This window comes from Massilia sp. GCM10023247 (assembly GCF_042653325.1).
In the GTDB taxonomy this organism is placed as follows: domain Bacteria; phylum Pseudomonadota; class Gammaproteobacteria; order Burkholderiales; family Burkholderiaceae_D; genus Telluria.
The window spans coordinates 443,484-467,309 of the sequence record NZ_JBHSIB010000007.1; the positions used below are offsets into that span (position 1 = coordinate 443,484).

Annotated in this window: 26 protein-coding genes; 7 read left to right on the forward strand and 19 right to left on the reverse strand. The window is 64.6% G+C overall.

Features of this window, described 5'->3' with window-relative positions; genetic code table 11:
* Positions 1–27: 27 nt before the first annotated feature.
* From ACFPAH_RS05660 to ACFPAH_RS05690, 7 genes are all read right to left on the reverse strand, one after another.
* The gene (locus ACFPAH_RS05660; protein WP_379741937.1) at positions 28–960 is read right to left on the reverse strand and encodes a CysB family HTH-type transcriptional regulator; all 933 of its coding nucleotides are present in this window, start codon (positions 958–960) and stop codon (positions 28–30) included.
* Entirely contained in the window at positions 957–2,030 is a 1,074-nt protein-coding gene (locus tag ACFPAH_RS05665) for a sulfate/molybdate ABC transporter ATP-binding protein (protein ID WP_379741940.1), read from the reverse strand. Before ACFPAH_RS05665 ends, ACFPAH_RS05660 begins: the two co-directional genes overlap by 4 nt.
* Complete coding sequence (cysW, locus tag ACFPAH_RS05670) at positions 2,027–2,935, reverse strand: sulfate ABC transporter permease subunit CysW (RefSeq protein ID WP_379741943.1); 909 nt, start codon at positions 2,933–2,935, stop codon at positions 2,027–2,029. Before cysW ends, ACFPAH_RS05665 begins: the two co-directional genes overlap by 4 nt.
* On the reverse strand, positions 2,932–3,771 hold the full coding sequence (gene cysT, locus ACFPAH_RS05675) for a sulfate ABC transporter permease subunit CysT (protein WP_379741946.1): 840 nt from the start codon (positions 3,769–3,771) through the stop codon (positions 2,932–2,934). The genes cysW and cysT overlap by 4 nt, the downstream gene beginning before the upstream one ends.
* 123 nt (positions 3,772–3,894) lie before the next feature.
* Complete coding sequence (locus ACFPAH_RS05680) at positions 3,895–4,668, reverse strand: sulfite exporter TauE/SafE family protein (protein WP_379741949.1); 774 nt, start codon at positions 4,666–4,668, stop codon at positions 3,895–3,897.
* Positions 4,669–4,997: 329 nt separating this feature from the next.
* A complete protein-coding gene (locus ACFPAH_RS05685; RefSeq protein WP_379741953.1) occupies positions 4,998–5,636 on the reverse strand; it encodes a peroxiredoxin in 639 nt (212 codons plus the stop codon).
* 99 nt (positions 5,637–5,735) lie between these two features.
* Positions 5,736–6,122, reverse strand: a complete 387-nt coding sequence (locus ACFPAH_RS05690) for a diacylglycerol kinase (RefSeq protein WP_379741956.1) — start codon at positions 6,120–6,122, stop codon at positions 5,736–5,738.
* 154 nt (positions 6,123–6,276) lie between these two features.
* Between ACFPAH_RS05690 and ACFPAH_RS05695 the strand changes: the two genes are divergently transcribed.
* On the forward strand, positions 6,277–7,059 hold the full coding sequence (locus ACFPAH_RS05695) for an IclR family transcriptional regulator (protein WP_379741959.1): 783 nt from the start codon (positions 6,277–6,279) through the stop codon (positions 7,057–7,059).
* Between the two features lie 67 nt (positions 7,060–7,126).
* Here the strand turns inward: ACFPAH_RS05695 and ACFPAH_RS05700 are convergent, their stop codons facing one another.
* The 3 genes from ACFPAH_RS05700 to ACFPAH_RS05710 form a co-directional block, all read right to left on the reverse strand.
* On the reverse strand, positions 7,127–8,335 hold the full coding sequence (locus tag ACFPAH_RS05700; RefSeq protein ID WP_379741962.1) for a serine hydrolase: 1,209 nt from the start codon (positions 8,333–8,335) through the stop codon (positions 7,127–7,129).
* A gap of 176 nt (positions 8,336–8,511) precedes the next feature.
* Positions 8,512–9,207: a nitroreductase gene (locus ACFPAH_RS05705; protein ID WP_379741965.1), complete on the reverse strand. Its 696-nt coding sequence runs from the start codon at positions 9,205–9,207 to the stop codon at positions 8,512–8,514.
* Positions 9,204–10,061 carry a DMT family transporter gene (locus ACFPAH_RS05710; RefSeq protein WP_379741968.1) on the reverse strand — a complete coding sequence of 286 codons (858 nt, stop codon included), beginning with the start codon at positions 10,059–10,061 and terminating at the stop codon, positions 9,204–9,206. The genes ACFPAH_RS05705 and ACFPAH_RS05710 overlap by 4 nt, the downstream gene beginning before the upstream one ends.
* Positions 10,062–10,441: 380 nt before the next feature.
* On the opposite strand from ACFPAH_RS05710, the gene phaP reads away from it, so the two are divergent.
* Positions 10,442–11,026, forward strand: a complete 585-nt coding sequence (gene phaP, locus ACFPAH_RS05715; RefSeq protein ID WP_379741971.1) for a TIGR01841 family phasin — start codon at positions 10,442–10,444, stop codon at positions 11,024–11,026.
* A gap of 90 nt (positions 11,027–11,116) precedes the next feature.
* Here the strand turns inward: phaP and ACFPAH_RS05720 are convergent, their stop codons facing one another.
* From ACFPAH_RS05720 to ACFPAH_RS05745, 6 genes are all read right to left on the reverse strand, one after another.
* On the reverse strand, positions 11,117–11,839 hold the full coding sequence (locus ACFPAH_RS05720; RefSeq protein WP_379741974.1) for an ABC transporter ATP-binding protein: 723 nt from the start codon (positions 11,837–11,839) through the stop codon (positions 11,117–11,119).
* The gene (locus ACFPAH_RS05725; protein WP_379741977.1) at positions 11,839–12,609 is read right to left on the reverse strand and encodes an ABC transporter ATP-binding protein; all 771 of its coding nucleotides are present in this window, start codon (positions 12,607–12,609) and stop codon (positions 11,839–11,841) included. The genes ACFPAH_RS05720 and ACFPAH_RS05725 overlap by 1 nt, the downstream gene beginning before the upstream one ends.
* Positions 12,610–12,622: 13 nt before the next feature.
* Positions 12,623–13,834, reverse strand: a complete 1,212-nt coding sequence (locus ACFPAH_RS05730; RefSeq protein WP_379741979.1) for an ABC transporter permease subunit — start codon at positions 13,832–13,834, stop codon at positions 12,623–12,625.
* A 10-nt stretch (positions 13,835–13,844) separates the two neighbouring features.
* Positions 13,845–14,780, reverse strand: a complete 936-nt coding sequence (locus ACFPAH_RS05735) for a branched-chain amino acid ABC transporter permease (protein WP_379741982.1) — start codon at positions 14,778–14,780, stop codon at positions 13,845–13,847.
* 199 nt (positions 14,781–14,979) lie between these two features.
* Positions 14,980–15,927, reverse strand: coding sequence for a 4-hydroxy-3-methylbut-2-enyl diphosphate reductase (gene ispH / locus ACFPAH_RS05740; RefSeq protein ID WP_379742980.1), 948 nt, complete (start codon positions 15,925–15,927; stop codon positions 14,980–14,982).
* A 49-nt stretch (positions 15,928–15,976) separates the two neighbouring features.
* The gene (locus ACFPAH_RS05745) at positions 15,977–16,432 is read right to left on the reverse strand and encodes an FKBP-type peptidyl-prolyl cis-trans isomerase (RefSeq protein ID WP_379741985.1); all 456 of its coding nucleotides are present in this window, start codon (positions 16,430–16,432) and stop codon (positions 15,977–15,979) included.
* A 232-nt stretch (positions 16,433–16,664) separates the two neighbouring features.
* On the opposite strand from ACFPAH_RS05745, the gene ACFPAH_RS05750 reads away from it, so the two are divergent.
* From ACFPAH_RS05750 to ACFPAH_RS05770, 5 genes are all read left to right on the forward strand, one after another.
* Entirely contained in the window at positions 16,665–17,144 is a 480-nt protein-coding gene (locus tag ACFPAH_RS05750; RefSeq protein WP_379741988.1) for an RDD family protein, read from the forward strand.
* A gap of 115 nt (positions 17,145–17,259) precedes the next feature.
* Complete coding sequence (gene radC, locus ACFPAH_RS05755) at positions 17,260–17,931, forward strand: RadC family protein (protein ID WP_379741991.1); 672 nt, start codon at positions 17,260–17,262, stop codon at positions 17,929–17,931.
* A gap of 172 nt (positions 17,932–18,103) precedes the next feature.
* The gene (rpmB, locus tag ACFPAH_RS05760) at positions 18,104–18,340 is read left to right on the forward strand and encodes a 50S ribosomal protein L28 (RefSeq protein WP_312548065.1); all 237 of its coding nucleotides are present in this window, start codon (positions 18,104–18,106) and stop codon (positions 18,338–18,340) included.
* A 9-nt stretch (positions 18,341–18,349) separates the two neighbouring features.
* Positions 18,350–18,520, forward strand: coding sequence for a 50S ribosomal protein L33 (gene rpmG / locus ACFPAH_RS05765; RefSeq protein WP_182991897.1), 171 nt, complete (start codon positions 18,350–18,352; stop codon positions 18,518–18,520).
* A 144-nt stretch (positions 18,521–18,664) separates the two neighbouring features.
* Entirely contained in the window at positions 18,665–19,711 is a 1,047-nt protein-coding gene (locus ACFPAH_RS05770) for a lysozyme inhibitor LprI family protein (protein ID WP_379741994.1), read from the forward strand.
* 57 nt (positions 19,712–19,768) lie between these two features.
* On the opposite strand, the gene ACFPAH_RS05775 is transcribed toward ACFPAH_RS05770, so the two are convergent.
* The 3 genes from ACFPAH_RS05775 to ACFPAH_RS05785 form a co-directional block, all read right to left on the reverse strand.
* Positions 19,769–20,977: a fatty acid desaturase gene (locus ACFPAH_RS05775; protein WP_379741997.1), complete on the reverse strand. Its 1,209-nt coding sequence runs from the start codon at positions 20,975–20,977 to the stop codon at positions 19,769–19,771.
* A 230-nt stretch (positions 20,978–21,207) separates the two neighbouring features.
* Positions 21,208–22,485: a mechanosensitive ion channel family protein gene (locus tag ACFPAH_RS05780; RefSeq protein ID WP_379742000.1), complete on the reverse strand. Its 1,278-nt coding sequence runs from the start codon at positions 22,483–22,485 to the stop codon at positions 21,208–21,210.
* Between the two features lie 18 nt (positions 22,486–22,503).
* On the reverse strand, positions 22,504–23,814 hold the full coding sequence (locus ACFPAH_RS05785; protein ID WP_379742003.1) for an RsmB/NOP family class I SAM-dependent RNA methyltransferase: 1,311 nt from the start codon (positions 23,812–23,814) through the stop codon (positions 22,504–22,506).
* Between the last annotated feature and the right edge of the window lie 12 nt (positions 23,815–23,826).

The following is a 23,826-nucleotide window of genomic DNA, read 5'->3' on the forward strand; positions in this document are numbered from 1 at the left end:
ATCATTCGCGATCACGCCGGCACCCGATCAATGCCCCGCTTCCGCCTGCAGGCTGCGTTCGATATCGGCGCGCGTAAACCCCGGCGCGAAGCGCTCGATGAAGTGGTAGGCGTAGGCGCGCAGGTAGGCGCCGCGCCGCACGGCCAGGCGCGTCACGTTGGGCGCGAACAGGTGCGAAGCCTCGACCGCGCGCAGCCCCTTGTCGCGCCCGTGGTCGAAGGCCATCGAGGCGATGATGCCGACACCCATTCCCAGCGATACGTACTGCTTGATCACGTCCGAGTCCATCGCGGTCAGCACGATGTCGGGCGCGAGACCCGCCGCCGTGAACGCGTCGTCGATATGGCTGCGGCCCGTAAAGCCGAGGTCGTAGGTGATCAGGGGATGGGCGGCCAGGTCTTCCAGGCGCAGGGGCGCGCCGTTCAACAGCGGATGCCGTTCCGGCGCCACCACCACGTGGCTCCAGCGGTAGCAGGGAAAGGAGACCAGGTCGGGAAAGGCGCTCAGGCCTTCGGTGGCGATGCCGATGTCGGCGCGGCCCGACAGCACGTATTCGGCGATGTGTTCCGGGGAGCTCTGCTGCAAGGCGATGCGCACGCTCGGGAAGGCGGCGCGGAACGACTGCACCACCTGCGGCAGCGCATAGCGCGCCTGGGTGTGGGTGACGGCGACCGTGAGCATGCCGCGGTCCTGGCCCGCGTATTCCTGGCTCGCTTGCGCCAGGTTTTCCGCTTCCACCAGCAGCCGTTCGACGATTTTCAGGATGCCCTTGCCGGGCTGGGTCAATCCGGTCAGGCGCTTGCCGTTGCGCTCGAAGATGATGACGCCCAGTTCGTCCTCGAGTTCGCGGATCTGGCGCGACACGCCCGGCTGCGAGGTGAACAGGGCCGCAGCCACGTCGGTGAGGTTGAAGTTGCGGCGCGCCGCTTCGCGCACCGAGCGCAGCTGCTGGAAGTTCATATGCCGCCGCCCTCGTCGACGAACACCTGGATCTGGCGCGGGCGCACCAGCAGGGTCTCCCCCTCTTTCAGGCCGAGGTGCGAGAAGCGCTCGTTCGGGATCACCGCCTCGATCAGCTGGGCGTTGTCGAGACGCTCGAGGTCGAGCTGGGCCAGCGGGCCGATCGCATGCGCGCGGCGCAGCTTGACGGCGATGCCCTGCTGCCCGGCCGCGTAGCGTTCGACATCGAGGTCGTGCGGGCGCACGTAGCCGATGCCGTCGGCGTTCTGTACGCTGCCGTGGCCGGGCGCGTCGAACAGCGCGTCGCCGCTGGCCAGCACGCCGTCATGCACGCGGCCATGGAACAGGTTGACGTTGCCGAGAAAACTGTAGACGAAGGGAGAAGCGGGCGCGTTGTACACGCTTTCCGGGGTGCCGAGCTGTTCGACGCGGCCCTTGTTCATGACCACCACCTGGTCGGCCACTTCCAGCGCTTCTTCCTGGTCGTGGGTCACGAAAATCGAGGTCACGTGCAGGTCGTCGTGCAGGCGGCGCAGCCAGCGGCGCAATTCCTTGCGCACCTTGGCATCGAGCGCGCCGAACGGCTCATCCAACAACAGCACCCGCGGCTCCACCGCCAGGGCGCGCGCCAGCGCGATGCGCTGGCGCTGGCCGCCGGAGAGCTGGGGCGGATAGCGGTCGGCGATCCAGTCGAGCTGGACCAGTTCGAGCAGTTGCTTGACCTTGTCGCGGATCTGCTGCTCGCTCGGACGCTCGCGGCGCGGGCGCACGCGCAGGCCGAACGCGACGTTCTCGAACACGGTCATGTGCTTGAACAGCGCGTAGTGCTGGAACACGAAGCCGACCTGGCGCTCGCGCACATGGCTGTTCGAGGCGTCCTGGCCGTCGAGCAGCACGGCGCCCGCATCCGGATGTTCGAGGCCGGCGATGATGCGCAGCAGCGTGGTCTTGCCGCAGCCCGAAGGCCCGAGCAGCGCGGTCAGCTGGCCGTCGGGGAACTGCAGCGAGACGTCGTCGAGCGCCGTGAACTGGCCGAACTGCTTGCGGATGTGTTGGACTTCGATCGTCATTGCGCGCGCTCCGTGGTGCCGGCGTCCGCAGCCATGGATAGGTGCAGGCGCCATTCGATAAAGGACTTGATGGCCAGCGTCACCAGCGCCAGCAGCGCCAGCAGGGATGCGATCGCGAACGCGGCCGTGAAGTTGTATTCGTTGTAGAGGATTTCCACCTGCAGCGGCATGGTGTTGGTCTCGCCGCGGATGTGGCCGGAGACGACCGACACCGCGCCGAACTCGCCCATCGCCCGCGCATTGCACAGGATGACGCCGTACAGCAGGCCCCATTTGATGTTCGGGAGCGTGACGCGCCAGAAGGTCTGCCAGCCGGATGCGCCGAGCACCAGCGCCGCCTCTTCCTCTTCCGTGCCCTGCTGCTGCATGAGCGGGATCAGTTCGCGCGCCACGAACGGGAAGGTGATGAAGACGGTCGCCAGCACGATGCCGGGCACCGCGAACAGGATCTTGATGTCGTGCGCCATCAGCCACTCGCCGAACCAGCCCTGGGCGCCGAACAGCAGCACGTAGATCAGGCCGGCGATCACGGGCGACACCGAGAACGGCAGGTCGATCAGGGTCAGCAGCACGCTTTTGCCCCGGAAATCGAACTTGGTGATGGCCCAGGCGGCGGCCACCCCGAACACGAGGTTGAGCGGCACCGAGATGCCGGCCGCGATCAGGGTCAGCTTGATGGCCGACAGCGCATCCGGGTCGAGGATCGATTCGACATAGGTGTCCCAGCCGCGCTTGAGCGCTTCGGCGAACACCGCGACCAGCGGCACGAACAGGAACAGGGCCAGGAAGGTCAGCGCGACGGCGACCAGGGTCCAGCGCACCCAGTTCGGCTCGAAGGCATTGGTTTTCATGGGGCGCAGCGCGCGCGGCGCGGCGACCAACGGTTTATCCAAGACTGCACTCATTTCTTGCCTGCCCTTCTGCGGGCCCAGGCCTGCAACAGATTAATCGCCAACAGCAGGATGAACGAGAAGATCAGCATCACCACGGCAATCGCGGTGGCGCCGGCATAGTCGTACTGCTCCAGTTTCGTGATGATGAGAAGCGGCGTGATTTCGGACACCATCGGCAGGTTGCCGGCGATGAAGATGACCGAGCCGTACTCGCCGGTGGCGCGGGCGAAGGCCAGCGCGAAGCCGGTCAGCAGGGCCGGCACGATGGTCGGCAGGATCACGCGGAAGAACGTCTGCAAGGGGCTGGCGCCAAGGCTGGCGGCGGCTTCCTCGAGCTCGCGCTCGGCTTCCTCGAGCACCGGCTGCACCGTGCGCACGACGAAAGGCAGGCCGATGAAGGTCAGCGCCACCACGATGCCCAGCGGCGTGAAGGCGACCTTGATGCCCAGGCTTTGGAGGTACTGGCCGATCCAGCCGTTGTGCGAGTACAGGGCGGTGAGCGTAATGCCGGCCACGGCAGTGGGCAGCGCGAACGGCAGGTCGACCAGCGCGTCGATGAAACGCTTGCCCGGGAAGCGGTAGCGCACCAGCACCCAGGCCACGATGCCGCCGAACACGACGTTGAGGCTGGCGCCGATCAGCGAGGCGCCGAAGGTGAGCTTGTAGGAAGCGACCACACGCTCGGAGCTGACGGCCGCCCAGAACGCTTCCCAGCTCATGGTGAAGGTCTTGAGGAAGACGGCCGACAGGGGGATGAGCACGATCAGCGCCAGGTAAAAGATCGTGAACCCGAGCGACAGGCCGAAGCCGGGGATGACCCGGCCTGGTGCGCGCTTCTGTAGTTTCATGGCGTCCTTATTACAAATTCTTCTAATGGAGCCTAATAATCTCACTTACTTCTCATAAACCAAACGAAGTTATCTTTATTTGCATAGATGAATTCCGCTATTAGCGTGGCCAGAACGCCTCCATCACAGCACCAGTTTGGCAGCCACGCTGGTCAGCGTCACCGCGAGCAGGCCGCGCAGGAAGCGTTCCGGCACCTTGCGCGCCATCATTGAACCGAGGGTAATGCCGGGCACCGAGCCGAGCAGCAGGGTCGCGAGCAGCATCCAGTCGATCGAGCCGAGCCACCAGTGGCCCAGCGCGGCAATCGCGGTCAGCGGCACGGCATAGGCGATGTCGGTGCCGGCCACTTGCGCCGGCGTCAGCTTCGGGTACAACATCACCAGCAAGGTTGCGCCGATGGCGCCGGCGCCGATCGAGGAGACGGTGACCAGCACGCCGAGCACGGCGCCCGAGAAAATGGTGGCGTTGGCGAGCGCCCTGCCCTGCAGCTGGCGGCCCGGCTTGGCCTGGATCCAGGCCAGCATGCGCTTGCGAAACAGCAGGGCCACGACGGTCAGCATGACCGAACCGGCGATCGAATAGCGGATGACCTGGCCGATCTGGGCGTCGAGCGCACCGAAGTGCTTGAGCGCCAGCGTCGCCACGAGCGCGGCCGGCAGCGCACCGATGCACAGGCGGCGCACGATGGCCCAGTCGACGGTGTTGTTGAAACGGTGGGTGATGGTGCCGGCGCCCTTGGTGATCGAGGCGAAGGCCAGGTCGGTGCCGACCGCGACGGACGGCGACACGCCGAACAGCAGGGTCAGCAGCGGCGTCATCAGCGAGCCGCCGCCCACGCCCGTCATCCCGACCAGAAGCCCGACCCCGAAGCCGGCGGTGATATATGTCATTAGCATGCTTGTCCCTCAGTGATCCCAAGAGTAAGCCGGGTCAGCCGTGGGACAAACGATGGGTTTCTTATTTACTTATGCGTGCAATGGTGATGCGGTGTCGGCGCGGCAATGCGTGGCCGTAGGGTGGGCGGCTATACCCGGGTTACCGCGACCAGGCAGCGTGTACGCCGCCCACGCGTTCAACGAACAGTAGAAAACCGCAGTGCGGCTTCGCATCTGCTGGCTGAACGCGTGGGCGGCGCACCCGGTGAGTCGGAGCAAACTGCACCGCGGAGCCGCCCACCCTACGTCCCTCCGGCAGAGCCCGGTAGCACCCGCCGGAACGATTCCTGTTACTTGTTCGGCTGCGGCGTCAAACGCAGGTAGGGCTTCGGTGCCGTAAATCCTTTCGGATATTTTTCGGCCAGCACGGCCGGATCCTGCACGGTCAGCGGGATGATCACGTCGTCGCCATCCTTCCAGTTGCCGGGCGTGGCAACCGTATAGCCGTCGGTCAGTTGCAGCGCGTCGATCACGCGCAGCACTTCGTCGAAGTTGCGGCCGGTGCTCATCGGGTAGGTGATGATCAGGCGGATCTTCTTGTTCGGGTCGATCACGAACAGCGAACGCACCGTTGCCGTTGCCGACATTTCCGGGTGGATCATGTCGTACATGGTGGAGACCGATTTATCGGCGTCGGCGATGATCGGGAAGCCGACCACCGTCTGCTGGGTTTCCTCGATGTCGCGGATCCATTCGCGGTGCTGCTCGGCCGGGTCGACGGAAAGCGCGATCGCCTTCACGTTGCGCTTGTCGAACTCGGGTTTCAGTTTGGCCGTCAGGCCCAGTTCGGTCGTGCATACCGGCGTGAAGTCGGCCGGATGCGAGAACAGCACTACCCAGGAATCGCCTGCCCACTCGTGGAAACGAATGCGGCCGATGCTGGAATCCTGCTCGAAATCAGGGGCGGTGTCGCCCAGGCGTAAGGTCATGGTCATCTCCAGGAAGCTGGCCGGGAAACACGGCGTCACCATGACGCCGCACGGGCCATCCGGCCATTGTGCGGCATTTTAGACAAGCTTGCTGTGTTGTCACATAAAGCGGCTATACAGCACCGTGCCCCAGGTCAGGGCCGCCAGCAGGATCGTCAGCCCGACGGCGGCGCTGCCGAAGTCCTTGGCGTTCTTCGAGAGCGGATGGCGTTCCAGCGAAATCCGGTCGACCACTGCCTCGATCGCCGAATTGATGAGCTCAACGATCAGCACCAGGAACAGGACGCCGACCAGCACCAGTTTCTCGAAGCCGGACACCGGCAGCACGAACGCAAAAATGACGCCGAGCGCCACGACCAGCAACTCCTGGCGGAACGAATGTTCGATGCGCCACGCAGTGGCCAGGCCCTGGATCGCGTAGCTAGAGGCGTTCAGGATGCGCTTGAAGCCCGCTTTACTCTTGAACTCGCTGGTCGGTTGTTCCATTATATTTCCGTGAAGACATGCAGAACGGTCATTATGCCTGTTCCCCGCAGCGCCAGAAAACAGTTTCTTGCTGAGCCCACTGCCACGGAATGCTTGGTCGTGTTTCGCATTATGGTATAAAGTAGGACCGATACTGCACTGCACCAACCACATCATGAAAATCGAAACACTTGAACCGCCCAAGACATCGATCCAGGTGATTGAGCGTATGGTCGCGCTGCTCGATGCGCTGGCCGCCTATCCCGACCCGGTCAGCCTGAAGGAATTGTCGAAAGTCTCAGGCCTGCATCCCTCGACCGCCCACCGCATCCTGAACGACATGGTCGCAACCCGCTTCGTCGACCGCGTCGAGCCCGGCACCTACCGGCTCGGCATGCGCCTCCTTGAACTGGGCAATGTCGTCAAGAGCCGGCTGTCGGTGCGCGAAGCGGCGCTCGACTACATGCGCAGCCTCCACAAGAAAACCCAGCAGACCGTCAACCTGTCCGTGCGCCAGGGCGACGAGATCGTCTACATCGACCGGGCGTTTTCCGAACGCTCCGGCATGCAGGTGGTGCGTGCGATCGGCGGGCGCGGCCCGCTGCACCTGACCTCGACCGGCAAACTGTTCCTGTCGGTGGACGAGCCCAAGGCGATCCGCGCCTACGCCACCCGCACCGGTCTGGCGGGCCACAACAAGAATTCGATCACCGACCTGGTCAAGCTCGAACGCGAGCTGAGCCTGGTGCGCGCGCGCGGCTATGCGCGCGACAACGAGGAGCTGGAACTGGGCGTGCGCTGCATGGCCGCCGGTATCCATGACGACAGCGGCAAACTGGTGGCCGGCTTGTCGATCTCGGCGCCGGCCGACCGCCTGCAGGAGGAGTGGCTCGACGACCTGGTGCAGACCGCGGCACAGATTTCGGCGACGCTCGGGTTTCGTCCCGTCGCGATATAAATACCTCGTGTAATCGGTAAAACGACAACGGCGCCCGCGGGCGCCGTTGTCGTTCGTGGTTCGCCGCTCAGTGTACCGAGGGCGTCGACACCGGCCGGAACACGGCATGCGCCGCATCCGCGGCGGCCGAGGCGGCCGCGGCAGTCGTTGCCGTGCTGCCGGCGGCTGCCGGCGTGATCGCGTCCGGCGTGAGCGCCTCGAGCCAGCGCCGCATGCGGCCGGCGTCCGCGGTACGCGACATCTTGCCCTTCGAATCGAGGAAGACCATGATCACGTTGCGTCCCTGGATCATCGCCTGCATCACGAGGCAGCGCCCCGCTTCGTTGATGAAACCGGTCTTTTGCAGGCCGATGTTCCAGTCAGGCAGCGCCACCAGGTAGTTCGTATTGTTGTAGCGCATCGGACGGCCCCTGTCCTCGACCACCCAGTTCGGGTCGGTCGAGTACTGGCGCAGCAGCGGTTGCCGGTGCGCGTAGGCGACCAGCCTGGCCAGGTCGCGCGCGCTCGACACGTTACCGCTCGACAGGCCGCTGGAGTCGACGTAATGGGTGTCGTTCATGCCCAGTTCGCGCGCCTTGGCATTCATCGCGGCGACGAAACCGTTGATGCCGCCCGGGTAGTTGCGTCCAAGGGCAGAGGCCGCCCGGTTTTCCGAGCTCATCAGCGCAATGTGCAGCAGGTGGTTGCGGGTCATGCGCGCGCCGACCGGCAGGCGCGAACTGCTGTATTTCTGGCGGTCGACGTCGTCGTTGGTGATGGTGAGGACTTCGTTCAGGTTCTGGTTCGCTTCGACCACGATCAGCCCGGTCATCAGCTTGGTGATCGAAGCGATCGGCAGCGCGACGTTGGCATTTTTTTCGAACAGCACTTCGGAACTGTTCTGGTCGAGCACCAGCGCCACGCTCGAACGCAGCGACAGCGGATCCTGGGTCTTGTGCAGGCCGGCGATGTCGCCGACGGTGCGCATGGCCGGGACGGCGGCGAGCGCCGGCGCGGCGCGGCGTGCCGGGTGGTAGGTGACGCGGCGCTTGCCGCGCACGGTCTCGACACGGCGCACCATGCGCTGGCGCTTGTCGGCGGCCTGCGCCGTCTCCCTGCGCTTGCCCTGGCGCTTGGCCCCACTCTTCTTCACGACCTTTTTCTTGGCGGCCGTACGCTTGGCACTGGTCTTCTCGGCGCCCGCACCCGCACCTGCGCCGGCGCCGGCGCCCGCCGCCGAAACGGGCTCGGCGACAAGCAGCAGCGATACCAGGGCGGCCAACAGGAACTTCAACATTTCAACTTCCCTTCACACGGAACTGATGAGGCACTGCCCCAGTGTATTCAAGCCTGACTCAACTGCAAGCGAATTGAGCATTCACCTCGCTAGTTTGCCCCAATACAACGATATGCGGCGCGCATGCGGGCATCAAGCGTGCGCATCCTGCGCGCTTGTCTTCGTCGCACAACAACTCACTCCGCAAAGCGCACAAACGAGGCCAGCGGTTCGCGCTCAGTGACGAGCGTATTCTCGATTTTTTCCGGATCGGCCCAGCCCAACGCCATGCCGCAGACCACGGTTTCGCTGGCGGGCAAGTCGAGTTGTTGCGCGATGATCCGGTGGTATTGGGTAAAGGCGGCCTGCGGACAGGTGTCGAGCCCGCGTCCGCGCGCCGCCACCATGATGTTCTGCAAGAACATGCCATAGTCGAGCCAGGAGCCCTGCTCCATCACACGGTCGATGGTGAAGATGAGGCCAACCGGGGCGTCGAAAAAGCGGAAGTTGCGGGCGTGCTGGGCGGCCATCCCCTCCTTGTTGTCGCGCGTCAGGCCGAGCAGGCTGTACAGGTCCCAGCCGACCTTGCGCCGGCGGTCGACGAAGGGCGAGACCCATTCGCGCGGATAGTATTGATATTCCTCGGTGTGCTGGCGCGACTGCTCGGGATCGAGGTGCACGGCCAGGATCGCGTCCGACAGCCTGCTGCGGGCCGCGCCAGTGAGCACATACACCTTCCAGGGCTGGGTATTGGTGCCGGACGGCGCGCGCGCCGCCACCTCGAGGATGCGTTCGATGTCGGCGCGCTCGACGGGTTGGTCGAGGAAGGCACGGATCGAGCGGCGCGAAGTGATGGCCGCATCGACCGCTTCTTGTTGGGGATTTGAAATCATGACTTCTCCTGTTTCTTGACTACAAAGGCAACTCCGGCGACGGCGACGACCATGCCGAGCAGAGCCAGCGGGCCGAGCGTTTCGCCGAACAGCAGCCAGGCCATGATGGCGGTCGTCGGCGGGGTCAGGTAGAGCAGGCTCGTGACCTCGAGGGCCGCGCCCCGGCTGATGAGCCGGAACAGCAGGAAGATCGCGCCGATCGACAGCGCAAATACCGACCACAGCAAGGCGCCGACGAAGTTGGCGCTCCACTCCACTTTAGACAAGGACAAATCGAACTGTTCAAGCAGGATCGCGAACGGCAGCAGGGCCGCCACCGAGACGGCAAACTGGATCGCGGTGCCGGTGCGCAGGTCGAAACTGGGGCAATACCGCTTCTGGTAGAGCGTGCCGGCCGTGATCGACAGCAGCGCCAGCACGCAATACAGGATCGCCGCCAGCGACAGGCCGTCCAGCTGCATCTTGGACGCCACCACCAGCCCGACCCCGCCCAGGCCCAATACCAGGCCGAGCCACTGGCGCGGGCGCACGCGCTCGCCGACCAGGGGCGCGGCCACCGCCGTCAGGATCGGCTGCATGCCGACGATCAGCGCCGACAGGCCGGCCGGCATGCCGATCTTGATCGCGCTCCACACGCCGCCGAGATAACCCGCCTGCAGCAGCAGGCCGGCAACCGCGATATGCAGCACGCGCCCGTGCGGCCAGGGCGCGCGCCACAACAGCAGCAGCGGCAGCAGCACCAGCAGCACGCAGGTACAGCGCAGCAGCAGGAAGGTCAGCGGCGGCGCGTAAGGCAGGCCGAACTTGGCGACGACAAAGCCCGTGCTCCACAAGAAAACGAAAAAAACCGGCATCAGCCAGCGAGGTGTGCTTCCTGTAATAACGGTCGTGTCGGCCATGGTGTGGGGTCGCGCGCCGTGCAGGATAGCGTATGGCAAAAAGCGCAATAGCAAGTTTAACACGACCCGGCGCGCCTGCCGGGTGCGCTGCCCGGCGCTGGCGGACGGTTGGTCCGGCTGCCATTTGTTGCCGTTCAGTATTTCTTCCGATGCAACGAAACAACAGATGGGACAGGTATGGTGCAATGCACCAAATTCGCTTGACTCGCTCGCCGAAATGGGCAAAACTTCGCTCTGTTGCGGTGCACAATGCTTTTCGAGGGCACCGGTCCAAGCGAGCCAGCAGCACCGGTTCAAGCAGCATACCTTCCTATAACGTTTGTTTGGAGATCCTCATGTTTGCAATCCCAGAGCAGTTCTCGAATGCCACCAAAACCAACCTGGAAAGCCAGTTCGCCCTGATGTCCTCGCTGACCGCGAAGACCTTCGAAAGCGTCGAAAAGCTGGTCGAGCTGAACATCGCCACCGCACGCGCCGCCCTGGAAAACAGCTCGGCCACCGCGCGCCAGCTGCTGTCGGCCAAGGACCCGCAAGAATTCTTCCAGGTGTCGGCTTCGCAAGCCCAGCCTGCCGCCGAGAAAGCCGTCGCCTACAACCGCCAGCTGGCAGCGATTGCCACCGGCACCGGCGCCGAGTTCTCGAAAGCAGCCGAAGGCCAGATCGTCGAAGCGAACCGCAAGGTCATCGCCCTGGTCGACGAAGTGAGCAAGAACGCCCCTGCCGGTTCGGAAACCTTCGTGGCCGCCGTCAAGACCGCGATCAGCAACGCCAACGCCGGCTACGAGCAGTTCAGCAAGACCACCAAGCAGGCTGTCGAGCAAATCGAAAGCAACGTGAACGCCGCCGTCTCGCAGTTCACCCAGGCTGCCGCCAAGGCGCCGACCGCTGCCGCCAACGCCGCTTCGGCCGCTGCCGCTTAAGTTTTATCTTGATACCGCCCGCTTCGGCGGGCTGTAGAACAACGGGGCCGCCTGATCTTCAGGCGGCCCCGTTGTCGTATGCGTGGACGCTTACTCGCCCAGATACGCCGCCTGCACCCGCGGGTCGTCGAGCATCGCGCGCGCGTCGCCGGTCATCGTGACCACGCCGGAATCCATCACATACGCGCGGTGCGCGGCCTGCAGCGCCAGGCGCGCGTTCTGCTCGACCAGCAGGATCGTGATGCCCTGCTTCGATACGTCGCGGATCACGTCGAAGATTTTTTCCACCATGATCGGCGCCAGGCCCATCGAAGGCTCATCGAGCAGCAGCAAGGTCGGGTGGCACATCAGGGCGCGCGCCATGGCCAGCATCTGCTGCTCGCCGCCGGACAGGGTGCCGGCCAGCTGGGCCGAGCGCTCTTTCAGGCGCGGGAATACGGTGAACCATTTGTCGATATCTTGCTCGATGGCCGCCTTGTCAGTGCGCGTGTAGGCGCCCATCAACAGGTTCTCGTGGATGCTCATGCGGGTGAACACGCCCCGCCCTTCCGGCACCATCGCCAGTTTCTGGCGCACCAGCTGGTGCGACTGGCGGCCCTGCAAGGGCTGGCCGAGGTAGGAAATCGTGCCTTCCACCTTGCAGGCGGGCAGCGTGCCCGTGATCGCCTTCAGGGTCGTCGTCTTGCCGGCGCCGTTGGCGCCGATCAGGGTGACCAGTTCGCCCCGCTTTACTTCGAGGTCGAGGCCCTTGACGGCCTTGATGCCGCCGTAGGACACCTTCAGCCCCGCGATGTTGAGGATGCTGTCGCTCATCAGTGGGCGCCTCCGAGGTAGGCGGCAATCACCGCCGGGTCTTTCTGGATCTCGGCCGGCTGCCCTTCGGCGATGCGTTTGCCGTACTCGAGCACGGTGATGCGGTCGCACAGGCCCATCATCAGTTTCACGTCGTGTTCGATCAGGAGCACCGTCTTGCCTTCGTTCTTGATGTTGACCAGCAGCTCGCGCAGGGCCAGTTTTTCGGTGGCGTTCATGCCGGCCGCCGGCTCGTCCAGGGCCAGCAGTTGCGGATCGGTGGCCAGCGCCCGCGCGATTTCCAGGCGCCGCTGGTCGCCATAGGACAGGAATTTCGCGGTGCGGTTGGCGAACTGGCCGATGCCGACAAAGTCCAGCAGTTCGTGGGCGCGGCGCCGGATCGCCGCTTCTTCCTCGCGCGCCGCCTTGTGGCGGAAGATGGCGCCGAACACGCCTTGCTTCGTGCGCACGTGGCGCCCGACCATCACGTTTTCCAGCGCCGTCATCTCGCCGAACAGGCGGATGTTCTGGAAGGTGCGGGCAATCCCCGCTTTCGCCACCGCATGCGGAGCCGAGGGCGAATAGGCCTTGCCGGCCAGCTCGAACACGCCGCTGTCGGGCTGGTACAGGCCCGTGATGACGTTAAAGAAAGTGGTCTTGCCGGCGCCGTTCGGGCCGATCAGGCCATACACCTGGCCGCGCCGGATCTGGAGGCCGACGTCGGTCAGCGCCTGCAGGCCGCCGAAGCGTTTATTCACGCCGGAAACGTTCAACAATAATGGTTCGCTCATGGATGTCGGCGCCTCAGGCAGCCGCCTCCTTTTCTTCGTCGCGCGCCAGGGCCGCGTTCGGCCGCTCTTCGCGGTTCGGCGAGGGCCAGACACCGGCCGGGCGCACCAGCATGATCAGCACCAGCGCCAGGCCGTACAGCAGCTGGCGCAGCACTTCCGCTTCGATCACGACCTTGCCGAACAGCGCCATCTGCGTCGGCTCGACCACATGGCGCAGCACTTCCGGCAGGGCCGCCAGCAGCACGCCGCCCAGCACCACGCCCGGGATGTGGCCGATACCGCCCAGCACGACCATCGCCAGCACGGCGATCGATTCGGTCAGCGAGAACGATTCGGGCGACACGAAACCCTGGAAGGCGGCGAACATGGCGCCGGCCACGCCGCCGAAGGACGCGCCCATCGAGAACGCCAGCAGCTTGACGTTGCGGGTGTTGATGCCCATCGCTTTCGCCGCGATCTCGTCTTCGCGGATCGCGACCCAGGCCCGGCCCAGGCGCGAATGCTGGAGGCGGCTGGTGATGAAGATGGTGCCGATGCACAGGAACAGGAACAGGAAGTAGTACGCGTTCACCGAGGGCATGCCATAGCCGCCGATATAGACCGTCGATTGCGTGCCGGCCTCGCCCGCCAGCGAGACGCCGAAGATGCGGATCGGATCGATCATGTTGATCCCCTGCGGCCCGTTGGTGACGTTGATCGGGTCGTTCAGGTTATTCATGAAGATGCGGATGATCTCGCCGAAGCCGAGGGTCACGATGGCGAGATAGTCGCCGCGCAGTTTCAGCGTCGGCGCGCCCAGCAGGGCCCCGAACATGGCGGCCACCAGCGCGGCCAGCGGCACGATCGCCCACACCGACAGGTGGATCCCGTTGGTGCGGATCTCTTCTCCGAACAGCGCGACCAGCGCCTCGCCCAGCGCCGGGCTGTAATACACGAGCGATTCGAGCAGGGCCGCGAACTGGGGCGAAGCGAACAGCCCGGTGAGGTAGGCGCCGACCGCGAAGAAGGCGATGTAGCCGAGGTCGAGCAGGCCGGCGAAGCCGACCACGATGTTCAGGCCAAGCGCCAGCATGATGTAGAGCAGCGCGATATCGATGATGCGGACCCAGGAGTTGCCGTACTGGGAGGCGATGAAGGGGAAGACCAGCATCAGGGCCAGCAGCAGGCCCATCGAGAGATAGGCGCGGCGCGGATGGTGCTGGACGTCGAAAGTCAGGAGTGCCATGTTGTCCCCTTCACGCGCGGTCGGCCACGCGTTCGCCCATGATGCCGGACGGCCGCAGGGTGAGCACCAGGATCAGCACCACGAAGGCGAAGATGTCCTGGTAATGGCTGCCGAGGAAGCCGCCGGTCAGGTCGCCGATGTAGCCGGCGCCGAGCGCCTCGATGATCCCCAGCAGCAGGCCGCCGATCATGGCGCCGTAGATGTTGCCGATCCCGCCCAGCACGGCGGCGCAGAAGGCCTTCAGGCCGGGCAGCACGCCCATCGTGAAGGTGATCGATGCATAGTTGGCGCCCCACATCACCCCGGCCACGGCCGCCAGCGCGGCGCCGATGGCAAAGGTGGCGACGATCACGCTGTTCGAGTCCACGCCCATCAGTCCGGCCACGCGCGGGTTTTCGGCGACGGCGCGCATGGCACGGCCCATCTTGGTGCGTTCGACCAGCAGCACAAGGGCCACCATGCTGACGGCCGCCAGCACCAGCAGCAGCACCTGGGTCTGCGAAATCATGGCCCCGCCAATCACGATCGGCTCGGACGAGAGCAGCTGCGGGAAAGGCAGCGGGTTGCGGCCCCAGAACGGCATCGCCATGACGAAGGTCTGGAGCAGGATCGAGACGCCGATGGCGGTGATCAGGGGCGCCAGGCGCGGCGCGTTGCGCAGGCGGCGGTAGGCGATGCGCTCGATGAGCACATTGACCAGCATCGCCACGGGAATCGCGCCGAGGATGGCGAGGGCAAGCTGGAAGTAGCCGGGCAGGCCGGGGAAATAGCTGTCGAGCAGTTGCAGGATCGACAGGCCGACCATCGCGCCGATCATGAGCACATCGCCGTGGGCGAAGTTGATGAGGTTGAGCACCCCGTAGACCATCGTGTACCCGAGCGCGACCAGTGCATACATGCTGCCTAGCACCAGCCCGTTGAGTATCTGCTGGACAAAAGTCTCCATCGTTTCCGCCGCTTTCTTCTTCCGATAACAAAAACGGCACTCCACGGAGTGCCGCTTGCTGGCCTGGCGTCCTTACACTTCAACAGTTGCCAGGACAAAAATTCCGAACGCCGCCATCATAGCGAGGTTTTTGCTTAACTCACAACGGAAAATTGTTGCAGCGACGGAGTGTCAGCGAAACAAATGGAAAGCAGAAAACTTATGCCACCTCGGCGCGCGCGCCATCGAGGCCCTTCGGCAGCGGGAAGGTGACGTTTTCTTCGACGCCTTCGAGCGCGCGCACGCTGGCCGCGCCGAGTTCCTTGAGGCGGTCGATTACGGCCTGCACCAGCACTTCCGGGGCCGAGGCGCCGGCGGTGACGCCGATGCGCTTCTTGCCCACGATCCAGGCCGGGTCGATGCCGGCCGCGTTGTCGACCATGTAGGCGGGCGTGCCCATCTTCTCGGCTACTTCGCGCAGGCGGTTCGAGTTCGAGCTGTTCGGGCTGCCCACCACGACCACCACCTCGACCTGCGGCGCCATGAATTTCACGGCTTCCTGGCGGTTGGTGGTGGCGTAGCAGATGTCGCCCTTCTTCGGCTCGGCGATGCTCGGGAAGCGGCGTTTGAGGGCCGCGATGATCTCGGCGGTGTCGTCGACCGACAAGGTGGTCTGCGACACGTAGGCCAGGTTGTCGGGGTCGGCCACCTGCAGGCTTGCCACGTCCTCGACCGTCTCGACCAGGTGCATGCCCTCTTCCGCCTGGCCCATCGTGCCTTCGACTTCCGGGTGGCCGTCATGGCCGATCATGATGATCTCGGCGCCGCCCTTGCGCATCTTCGATACTTCGACGTGCACCTTGGTCACCAGCGGGCAGGTGGCGTCGAAGATTTTGAGGCCGCGCGATTCGGCTTCGAGGCGCACGGCTTTCGAGACGCCGTGTGCGGAGAAGACCAGCGTGTTGCCGGCCGGGACATCGTCGAGGTTCTCGATGAAGATCGCGCCCTTGTTGCGCAGGTCGGCCACGACATAGGCGTTGTGGACGATCTCGTGGCGCACATAGATCGGCGCGCCGAACTGCTGCAGGGCGCGTTCGACGATCTCGATGGCACGGTCGACGCCGGCGCAAAAGCCGCGCGGCTGGGCAAGCAGGATTTCGTTTTCCATCGCGTTTTCGTTCGCGTTTTCCATCGCGTTTTCCATGGTCGTGTTCTAGTTACAGGACAGAAATCAGTTTGACTTCGAATTGCAGCGCCTGTCCCGCCAGCGGGTGATTGAAATCGAACAGCGCGGCGTCCTCGCCCATCTCGCGCAGCACGCCGGCAAAGCGGCCGCCGCCCGGCGCGGCGAAGTCGACCAGGTCGCCCGCCTTGTAGTCGGCGCCGGGCACCGAGTTCTCGTCCAGCGTCGCTTTCGACACCCATTGCAGCAGCTCGGGATTGCGCTCGCCGAAGGCGTCAAGCGCGCTCAGGGTGAAGGTCTTGTGCTCGCCCTCGGCCATGCCGAGCAGGCGCTCCTCGAGGAAGGGCGCGAGCTGGCCCTGGCCCAGCATAAGGGTCGCGGGATTGGTGCCGAAGGTCGTGACGATATCGGTGCCGTCGGCGCCGGCGAGGCGGTAATGCAGGGTGAGGTAGGCCGATTCGGTGACGACAGCAGGGGAAGCGTTGGACATGTTGGTGGCGGTGTTCGTTGAAACAGGCAAACCGCTATTGTAAGGCACTGCTGCCGCTCTCGCCTCCGGGCGCCGCTTTTTTCGGCAAGGCGAGCCCGTATTTCCAGCCGGTTGTCGCATATGTGCAGTAGCCTGTGTCCGCGGCCACGAACTGGCGATTGCATTCCCTACAGCAAAAAGCCATCTTAGCCCGCATTGTTTTTTTTAAAACCCAACAGCGAGAAAGCGAACCGTGAAACAGGAATCGGAACTGGTCTATGCAGGTTTTTGGGTGCGCGTCTGGGCCTCCCTCATCGATACGGTGCTGTTGGGCATCCTGCTCGTCCCGCCGCTGATGGCCATCTATGGCCGCAGCTACTGGGCCTATGAGGGGTATATCCAGGGGCCGGCCGACCTGCTCCTCTCGTATGTCGTCCCGGCCATCCTCGTCATTGTCCTCTGGTGCAAGATGAGTACGACGCCCGGCAAGATGGCCATCGGCGCCCGCATCGTCGACGCCCGCACGGGCGGCAAACCGAGCATGCGGCAATTCATCATCCGCTACGCCGGCTATTACCTGTCGATGCTGGTGTTCTTCCTCGGCTTCATCTGGGTCGGCGTGGACCGCCGCAAGCAGGGATGGCACGACAAGCTGGCCGGAACGGTCGTCGTGCGCCGCAGGGCCGGCACGACCGAGGCGGTGCGCTTCGAGCAGGGCGGCCCGGCCGCCTGAGCAGGCTCCACGAAGCGCGCGTTTCGGATCGATCAGTACGCGCCAGGCCCGCCTGCCGATAATGCCAAGTCCGGCACGCGCCCACGGGCCCGTGCGCCTTGACATCGGGAGCACCATGGGCATCAACGACTGGCCGGAGCAGGACCGGCCGCGCGAACGGCTGGCGCGCGAAGGCGCGGCGGCGCTGTCGAACGCCGAACTGCTGGCGATTTTCCTGCGCGTGGGCGTGCGCGGCTGCAGCGCGGTCGAACTCGGGCGCCACATGCTGGACCACTTCGGCTCGCTGCAGCGCCTGCTGCACGCGACGCCACAGGAATTTTCGCAGGTGAACGGCCTGGGCCTGGCCAAGTACGCGCAGTTGCAGGCGGTGATGGAACTGTCGCGCCGCGCGATCTCCGAGGAGTTTTTCCGCCACGCGCTGTGCTCGCCCGACGTCGTCAAGACCTATTTGCGCGGCAAGTTCGGCCTGCAAGCCTATGAGTCCTTCGTGGTGCTGTTCGTCGACGTCAAGAACCGCCTGATCGACGCCCAGGAAATGTTCAGGGGCACCCTCACCCACACCAGCGTCTACCCGCGCGAAGTCGTGCTGGCCGCCTTGCGGCGCAATGCCTCGGGCGTGATGCTGGCACATAACCACCCGTCCGGCATGGCCCAGCCGAGCGAGGCGGACCTGTCGCTCACGCAGGCGCTGGTCAAGGCCCTGGCCCTGATCGACGTGCGCGTGCTCGACCATTTTGTGGTGGCGGGGACACAGGTCCACTCGTTCGCCGAGCACGGCCAACTCTAGCCGACCTGTCCAGTTAACCGCGTCAAAACAAGGCCCTAGCCCGGATTTTACAATTGTTAAATTTATGGAGTAGCGCAAGACACAATTGTTTTTCGCAAGTGATTGATTCCGCGATGGTTTTCACGCTATACTCTCGTTTTTCCGATTCCGGATATATCTTAAGGAGTGCGCTATGGCACGTGTCTGCCAAGTTACTGGCAAGGGACCGATGGTTGGCAACAACGTCTCCCACGCAAACAACAAAACGAAACGCCGTTTCCTGCCTAACCTGCAGAACCGTCGCATTTTCGTCGAATCCGAAAACCGCTGGGTCTCGCTGCGTTTGTCCAACGCCGGCCTGCGCGTCATCGACAAGCTGGGCATCGACGCCGTTCTGGCCGACATGCGCGCTCGTGGCGAAAAAGTCTAATTAGGAGCTATCATGGCAAAAACTGGCCGCGACAAAATCAAGCTGGAATCGACTGCAGGTACTGGTCACTTCTACACCACCACCAAGAACAAGCGCACGATGCCGGCGAAGATGGAAATCATCAAGTTCGACCCGAAAGCACGCAAGCACGTTCCGTACAAGGAAACCAAGATCAAGTAATTGGTCCTGGTGCCGTACAGGAAAAGCCGCCCACGCAAGTGTGCGGCTTTTTTGTTTTATGCATCTTCGGTGACAATCTGAGCATTTTTTGCAAGATTGCGCCGGTATAGTGATGGGGTTCCGACTCCGACACGACTCGTCACCATGCCCCGCCGCACCCCCGCCTTCCGCCGCGCCGGCCTCGCCGTGCTGCTTGCCTGTGCCCTGGGCGCGCACGCCGCCGGCCCGGACACGCCGCCCTATCCGAATACCACCGGCTTCGGCGTCGACTTCGGCAGCGAGGAAGACTGGCATCGCCAGTGCATGCGGGTGGCGCACCTCGAGACGCCACGCGCGCCGCCGGCGCCGGCCGCGCCAACTTGCGACGCCACCGAACAGTATTACCTGAAACGCGACCAGGCCGTGACCTCGCCGGCCGAATGGCGCCAGGTGCGCGCCTGCGCCCTGGCAAGCGGCGACGACGCCGTCCTCATGATGTTGCACGCCAACGGCTATGGCGCGCCGCGCGATATCGACCGCGCCATCCATTACGCCTGCCGGCTGGATACGGCCAAGGCGGAAATGGAGGGACGCGTCGCCCATCTGGCCTCCGGCGCCGTCGCCCTCGACGACCAGCCCTTCGACCTGTGCGACCACATCACGAGCGGACGCATGGGCGCGGTGTGCGCCGCCATCGGCGAACGCCGGGACGACCGCATCCGCGAGGCACGCCTCGACCGCTTCGCCGCTTCCCTGCCGCCGGCTGCGCGCGCGCCCTTCGCCCGGCTGCGCGCGGCCGCCGCGGCGTTTGCGGAAAAATCGGCCGACGAGGTCGACCGGAGCGGCACCGCCAGCGCCGGGCGCGCGACGCGCCATGTCGGGCGGCGCGAGCAGGAATTCCTGGACACCGTGCTGAACGCGGCGAGCGGCAAGCTGGCGCGCACCAGCGCTGCGCAACTGGCCGCGCTCGATCGCGAACTGAACGAGCGATACCGCGCGGTGCTGGCCAGGCCCTCGGAAAGCGCGGACCAGCCGGAGCGGATCGGCGATTCGACCGTCACGCGCGAGGACGTGCGCAGCACCGGGCGCCTGTGGCTGGCCTACCGCGATGCCTGGGGCGCGTATCTGGCCGCCGCGCGCGCGCCGGCCGCGCTGGCGGCGGTCCAGGCGCAGCTGACCCGGCAGCGCATCGCCCACCTGAAAAAGATCTGACGTCCCCATGAAAAAACGGCTCCCGCGGGAGCCGTTTGTTGTTGCACCCGCAGGCGCTTATGCGTAGCTGCGCAGGCGCAGCGAGAATTCCTGCAGCGACTTGATGCCGGAGGCTTCGGCGCGGGCGCACCAGTCCTGCAGCTGATGCAGCAGCTGGTCGCGCGTGGCATGCGAGCGCTCCCAGATCGCGCCCAGTTCCACGCGCATCTGGTGCATCGTTTCCAGCGCCTTGCTGTGCTCGAAGAGCTGGACCAGCTGGGCCTTTTGCGACACTTCCAGCTTGGCCGGCTCGCGCTGCAGCAGCTTGCGCGAGGACTTCAGGAAAGGCTTTTCCAGTTCGGCCTTGTGCTTGAGGTGCTCGAGCTCTTCGTGGAAGGCGCGCTTGACCGACTTGGCATACTTGGCCATCACATCGTAGCGATTCGTGATCACCGATTGCAGGGTGTCATGGTCGGCCACGGTCTTGTCCTTGGCGAACTTCGGCTCCGGCGCGACCTTTTTTACTTTGGCCAGGCCCAGCATTTCCAGGGCACGGATATAGCCCCAGCCGAGGTCGATTTCGTACCACTTGCTCGACAGCTTGGCCGAGGTTGCGTGGGTGTGGTGGTTGTTGTGCAGTTCCTCGCCACCGATCAGGATGCCGAACGGGAAGATGTTGGTGGCCGCATCGGCGCAATCGTAATTGCGGTAGCCCCAGTAGTGGCCCAGGCCATTGATGATGCCGGCCGCGGTGATCGGGATCCACATCATCTGGACTGCCCAGATGGTGATGCCGATGACGCCGAACAGCGTGAAGTTAATGAACAGGAGCGCGATCACGCCCCACAGGCTGTGCGGGGTGTACAGATTGCGCTCGAGCCAGTCGTCCGGGGTGCCGTGGCCGTACTTGGCCAGGGTTTCCTTGTTCTTGCTCTCGGCGCGATACAGCTCGGCGCCTTCCAGCAGCACTTTCTTGATGCCGCGGGTGACCGGGCTGTGCGGATCTTCCTCGGTATCGCATTTGGCGTGGTGCTTGCGGTGGATGGCCGCCCATTCCTTGGTGACCTGGGCCGTCGTCAGCCACAACCAGAAACGGAAGAAGTGACTCGGGATCGCGTGCAGCTCCAGCGCGCGGTGCGCCTGGTGGCGGTGCAGGTAGATGGTGACGCTGGCGATCGTGATGTGCGTGACGATCAGGGTGTAGGCCACGACTCCCCAACCGGAAAGGTCGATGAGGCCGGTATTCATGAATTCCAGTACGGAATGCAGGGTGTTGCTAAAGCTCATTAAGGCTCCAAAATAATTGCTTGTTTCAGCACGCCGTCTTTTCTGGGAGAAGGTCGTAAGGGGCGATTCGGACAGAACCTGCCGTCAACCCTACATTCTACGCACTTCCAATGACACGCGGCACGATGGAGCCAGCTAAATTGTAGCGGAATGTGTACTGTGCGCCTGATCGATGCCAGATGTGCACCAAGAACTTGCCCCAGCAGTGAATAAGCGCCTGCTGGGCAAGTTTATGCAGCCGGCATACTGGGCAGTTGCTGCGGCAAACCGAGGCGGATGGCACCGGAATGCACCAGCCCATAGATATTCTTGTTCACGGCAGAAATCACGCTGCCGCTGCCCTTTTCCGCGTCGACGATGGAAAAGCCCAGTTCCAGCTCGTAGCCGGCCGGGCCGAAGGCATTCAGCTGCACCGAAGGGGCCGGCTCCGCGACGACACGCCCGACGTTGTCGGCCTGGCGCACCAGCAGCGCCATCACCTCGTCGAGGTTGCTGTCGTAGGCCACCGTGATGCGGGTCGACAGGCGCACCGCCTTGCTGGTGGCCGACTGGTTCAGCACGACGCCGGTGATCAGCATCTCGTTCGGCAGCAGGGTTTGCGTGCCGTCGAGCGCCTGCAACACCGTGGTGCGGGTATTGATGCGCACGACGCGCCCCGAGTACTTGTCGACCGTGATCGGGTCGCCGATCGACAGGCTGCGCTCGAGCAGGATCAGGAAGCCGGACACATAGTTGCTGGCGATGCGCTGCATGCCCAGGCCGAGGCCGACGCCGAGCGCGCCGCCAAAGACCGACAGCACCGTCAGATCGAGCCCGACCAGGTTCAGGCTGACCAGCACCGACACCAGGATCAGCAGCGCGCGCGCCACGCGCGCCAGCACCACGCGCGAGGAGGTATGCAGCCCCTGCAGGCCCATCAGGCGCTCCTCGATCGAGGCGCCCAGCCACAGGGCCAGCATCACCAGCACCACCACCGAGGCCCCGCCCTGCAGGATCGCGAGCAGCGTGGCCTTGTGCTTGCCAAGCGGAATATATTTACTATCGAGGAAATGAATAATATCGGGCCACATGCCCAGGAGATACAGGGCAACGCCGGCCCAGACCACCAATGCCAGGATCTTCTCGAAGGTCTGCAGCGTCGTGCCGATCTGGCCGTGGCGCGCGAACACCCGCCGCAACAGGTAGAACACGATGCGGATCAGGGCCATCGACCCGAACACCGGCAAGGCGACCCGCAGCAGGTTGACGTTCTGGTGCGGGGCCAGCAGGATTTCCGCCAGCCAGATGCCGGCCGTGATCAGGAGCGGCCCCAGCACCCGGCCGAAACCCTCCACGCCGATGCGGCGGATCGCGTTTTGCGAGTCGTCTTCGTGCAGCCAGCTGCGCCGGATGAAGCGCGCCGCCAGCAGGCCGACCGCGACCGCCGCCAGGATGGCCCCTACCTGCCACAGGATACGGGGATTGCTGATGTCCTCGATCAAGTCCTGCAACAGGTCGGTCAACGGCATCTTGGCGGCGCTCCTCGATTAGGCTTCTGCAGCAGGCGCGGCGGCTTCGTCGGCCTTTGGCGCCTTCGCCTTCATCGCCTTGCGCTCGAGCACGGCGGCGAAGAAGCCGTCGGTGCCGTGCTTGTGCGGCAAGAGTTTCAGGTACTGGTCCATGTCGAGCTCGATCTTCTGCTCGGCCAGGACTTTGCTCATCGGCACCAGCTCGAAATCCGGGTGCGAGGCGAGGAATTGCTCGACGATAAAGTCGTTTTCTTCGTTCAGCAGCGAGCAGGTGGCGTACACGAGGCGGCCGCCGCCCTTGAGCAGGCGCGCCGCGCCGTCCAGGATCGACGCCTGCTTTTCCTGCATCTCGGCCACGGCGCTTTGCGGCTGGCGCCATTTGACGTCGGGATTCCTGCGCAGCGTCCCCAGGCCCGAGCACGGGGCATCGACCAGCACGCGGTCGATCTTGCCGGCCAGGCGCTTGATCTTGGCATCGCGTTCGTGCGCGATCAGGACCGGGTGCACGTTCGATAGGCCGCTGCGGGCCAGGCGCGGCTTGAGCTTGCCCAGGCGCTTTTCCGACACGTCGAAGGCGTACAGGCGGCCGGTGTTGCGCATGGTCGCGCCCAAGGCCAGGGTCTTGCCGCCGGCGCCGGCGCAGAAGTCGACCACCATCTCGCCGCGGCGCGCGGCCACGATCTGGGCCAGCACCTGGCTGCCCTCGTCCTGCACTTCGATCGCGCCGTCCTTGAACAGCGGCAGGTTCTGCAGCGTCGGCTTTTTCTTGACGCGCAGGCCAAGCGGCGAATACGGGGTCGGCTCGGCCAGGATCGGCGCTTCCGCCAGCTTCGCGATGACGTCGTCGCGGTTCGCCTTGATCGAGTTGACGCGCAGGTCGAGCGGCGCTGGCGTGTTCAGCACGGCCGCCAGTTCCTTCGCCTCCGCTTCGCCGAACTGGGCCACGAGCTTGTCGTACAGCCACTGCGGCATGTTCGCCTGCGCCAGCGGCGGCAGCAGCTTGCGGTCGATTTCCTTGATGCGGGTGAGGAATTCGGTTTCTTCCTCGCTCAAGCCGCTGAGCGACTCGATGCCGGCCGTTTCCGCCAGGCCCAGCAGGGCGAGGCGGCGCATCGACGGGGTGCCGCCGGTGCCGCCGAAATCGGTGAAGAAGGTCTTGTTGCGCAGGACGGCGTAGACCGCCTCGGCCACGACGCCGCGCTCACGCGAACCGAGGCGCTGGTGATCCTTGAAGTAACGCGACAGGGTGACGTCGGCCGGGGCCGTAAAGCGCAAGATCTCGCGCAATACCTCTTCGGTACTGCCGAGTATCGCTGGTGGCAATCTCATGAAAATCCTTGA

Bases quoted from the DNA above. Each gene is read 5' to 3' on its own strand.
- ACFPAH_RS05720 (WP_379741974.1), bottom strand. From the start codon at position 11,839: ATGAGCGACAGCATCCTCAACATCGCGGGGCTGAAGGTGTCCTACGGC.
- ACFPAH_RS05710 (WP_379741968.1), bottom strand. From the start codon at position 10,061: ATGCCGGTTTTTTTCGTTTTCTTGTGGAGCACGGGCTTTGTCGTCGCC.
- ACFPAH_RS05725 (WP_379741977.1), bottom strand. From the start codon at position 12,609: ATGAGCGAACCATTATTGTTGAACGTTTCCGGCGTGAATAAACGCTTC.
- ACFPAH_RS05685 (WP_379741953.1), bottom strand. From the start codon at position 5,636: ATGACCTTACGCCTGGGCGACACCGCCCCTGATTTCGAGCAGGATTCC.
- ispH (WP_379742980.1), bottom strand. From the start codon at position 15,927: ATGGAAAACGAAATCCTGCTTGCCCAGCCGCGCGGCTTTTGCGCCGGC.
- ACFPAH_RS05665 (WP_379741940.1), bottom strand. From the start codon at position 2,030: ATGACGATCGAAGTCCAACACATCCGCAAGCAGTTCGGCCAGTTCACG.
- ACFPAH_RS05745 (WP_379741985.1), bottom strand. From the start codon at position 16,432: ATGTCCAACGCTTCCCCTGCTGTCGTCACCGAATCGGCCTACCTCACC.
- phaP (WP_379741971.1), top strand. From the start codon at position 10,442: ATGTTTGCAATCCCAGAGCAGTTCTCGAATGCCACCAAAACCAACCTG.
- ACFPAH_RS05775 (WP_379741997.1), bottom strand. From the start codon at position 20,977: ATGAGCTTTAGCAACACCCTGCATTCCGTACTGGAATTCATGAATACC.
- ACFPAH_RS05660 (WP_379741937.1), bottom strand. From the start codon at position 960: ATGAACTTCCAGCAGCTGCGCTCGGTGCGCGAAGCGGCGCGCCGCAAC.
- ACFPAH_RS05735 (WP_379741982.1), bottom strand. From the start codon at position 14,780: ATGGAGACTTTTGTCCAGCAGATACTCAACGGGCTGGTGCTAGGCAGC.
- ACFPAH_RS05730 (WP_379741979.1), bottom strand. From the start codon at position 13,834: ATGGCACTCCTGACTTTCGACGTCCAGCACCATCCGCGCCGCGCCTAT.
- ACFPAH_RS05690 (WP_379741956.1), bottom strand. From the start codon at position 6,122: ATGGAACAACCGACCAGCGAGTTCAAGAGTAAAGCGGGCTTCAAGCGC.
- ACFPAH_RS05770 (WP_379741994.1), top strand. From the start codon at position 18,665: ATGCCCCGCCGCACCCCCGCCTTCCGCCGCGCCGGCCTCGCCGTGCTG.
- cysW (WP_379741943.1), bottom strand. From the start codon at position 2,935: ATGAGTGCAGTCTTGGATAAACCGTTGGTCGCCGCGCCGCGCGCGCTG.
- ACFPAH_RS05785 (WP_379742003.1), bottom strand. From the start codon at position 23,814: ATGAGATTGCCACCAGCGATACTCGGCAGTACCGAAGAGGTATTGCGC.
- ACFPAH_RS05680 (WP_379741949.1), bottom strand. From the start codon at position 4,668: ATGCTAATGACATATATCACCGCCGGCTTCGGGGTCGGGCTTCTGGTC.
- rpmB (WP_312548065.1), top strand. From the start codon at position 18,104: ATGGCACGTGTCTGCCAAGTTACTGGCAAGGGACCGATGGTTGGCAAC.
- cysT (WP_379741946.1), bottom strand. From the start codon at position 3,771: ATGAAACTACAGAAGCGCGCACCAGGCCGGGTCATCCCCGGCTTCGGC.
- ACFPAH_RS05705 (WP_379741965.1), bottom strand. From the start codon at position 9,207: ATGATTTCAAATCCCCAACAAGAAGCGGTCGATGCGGCCATCACTTCG.
- ACFPAH_RS05695 (WP_379741959.1), top strand. From the start codon at position 6,277: ATGAAAATCGAAACACTTGAACCGCCCAAGACATCGATCCAGGTGATT.
- radC (WP_379741991.1), top strand. From the start codon at position 17,260: ATGGGCATCAACGACTGGCCGGAGCAGGACCGGCCGCGCGAACGGCTG.
- ACFPAH_RS05780 (WP_379742000.1), bottom strand. From the start codon at position 22,485: ATGCCGTTGACCGACCTGTTGCAGGACTTGATCGAGGACATCAGCAAT.
- ACFPAH_RS05700 (WP_379741962.1), bottom strand. From the start codon at position 8,335: ATGTTGAAGTTCCTGTTGGCCGCCCTGGTATCGCTGCTGCTTGTCGCC.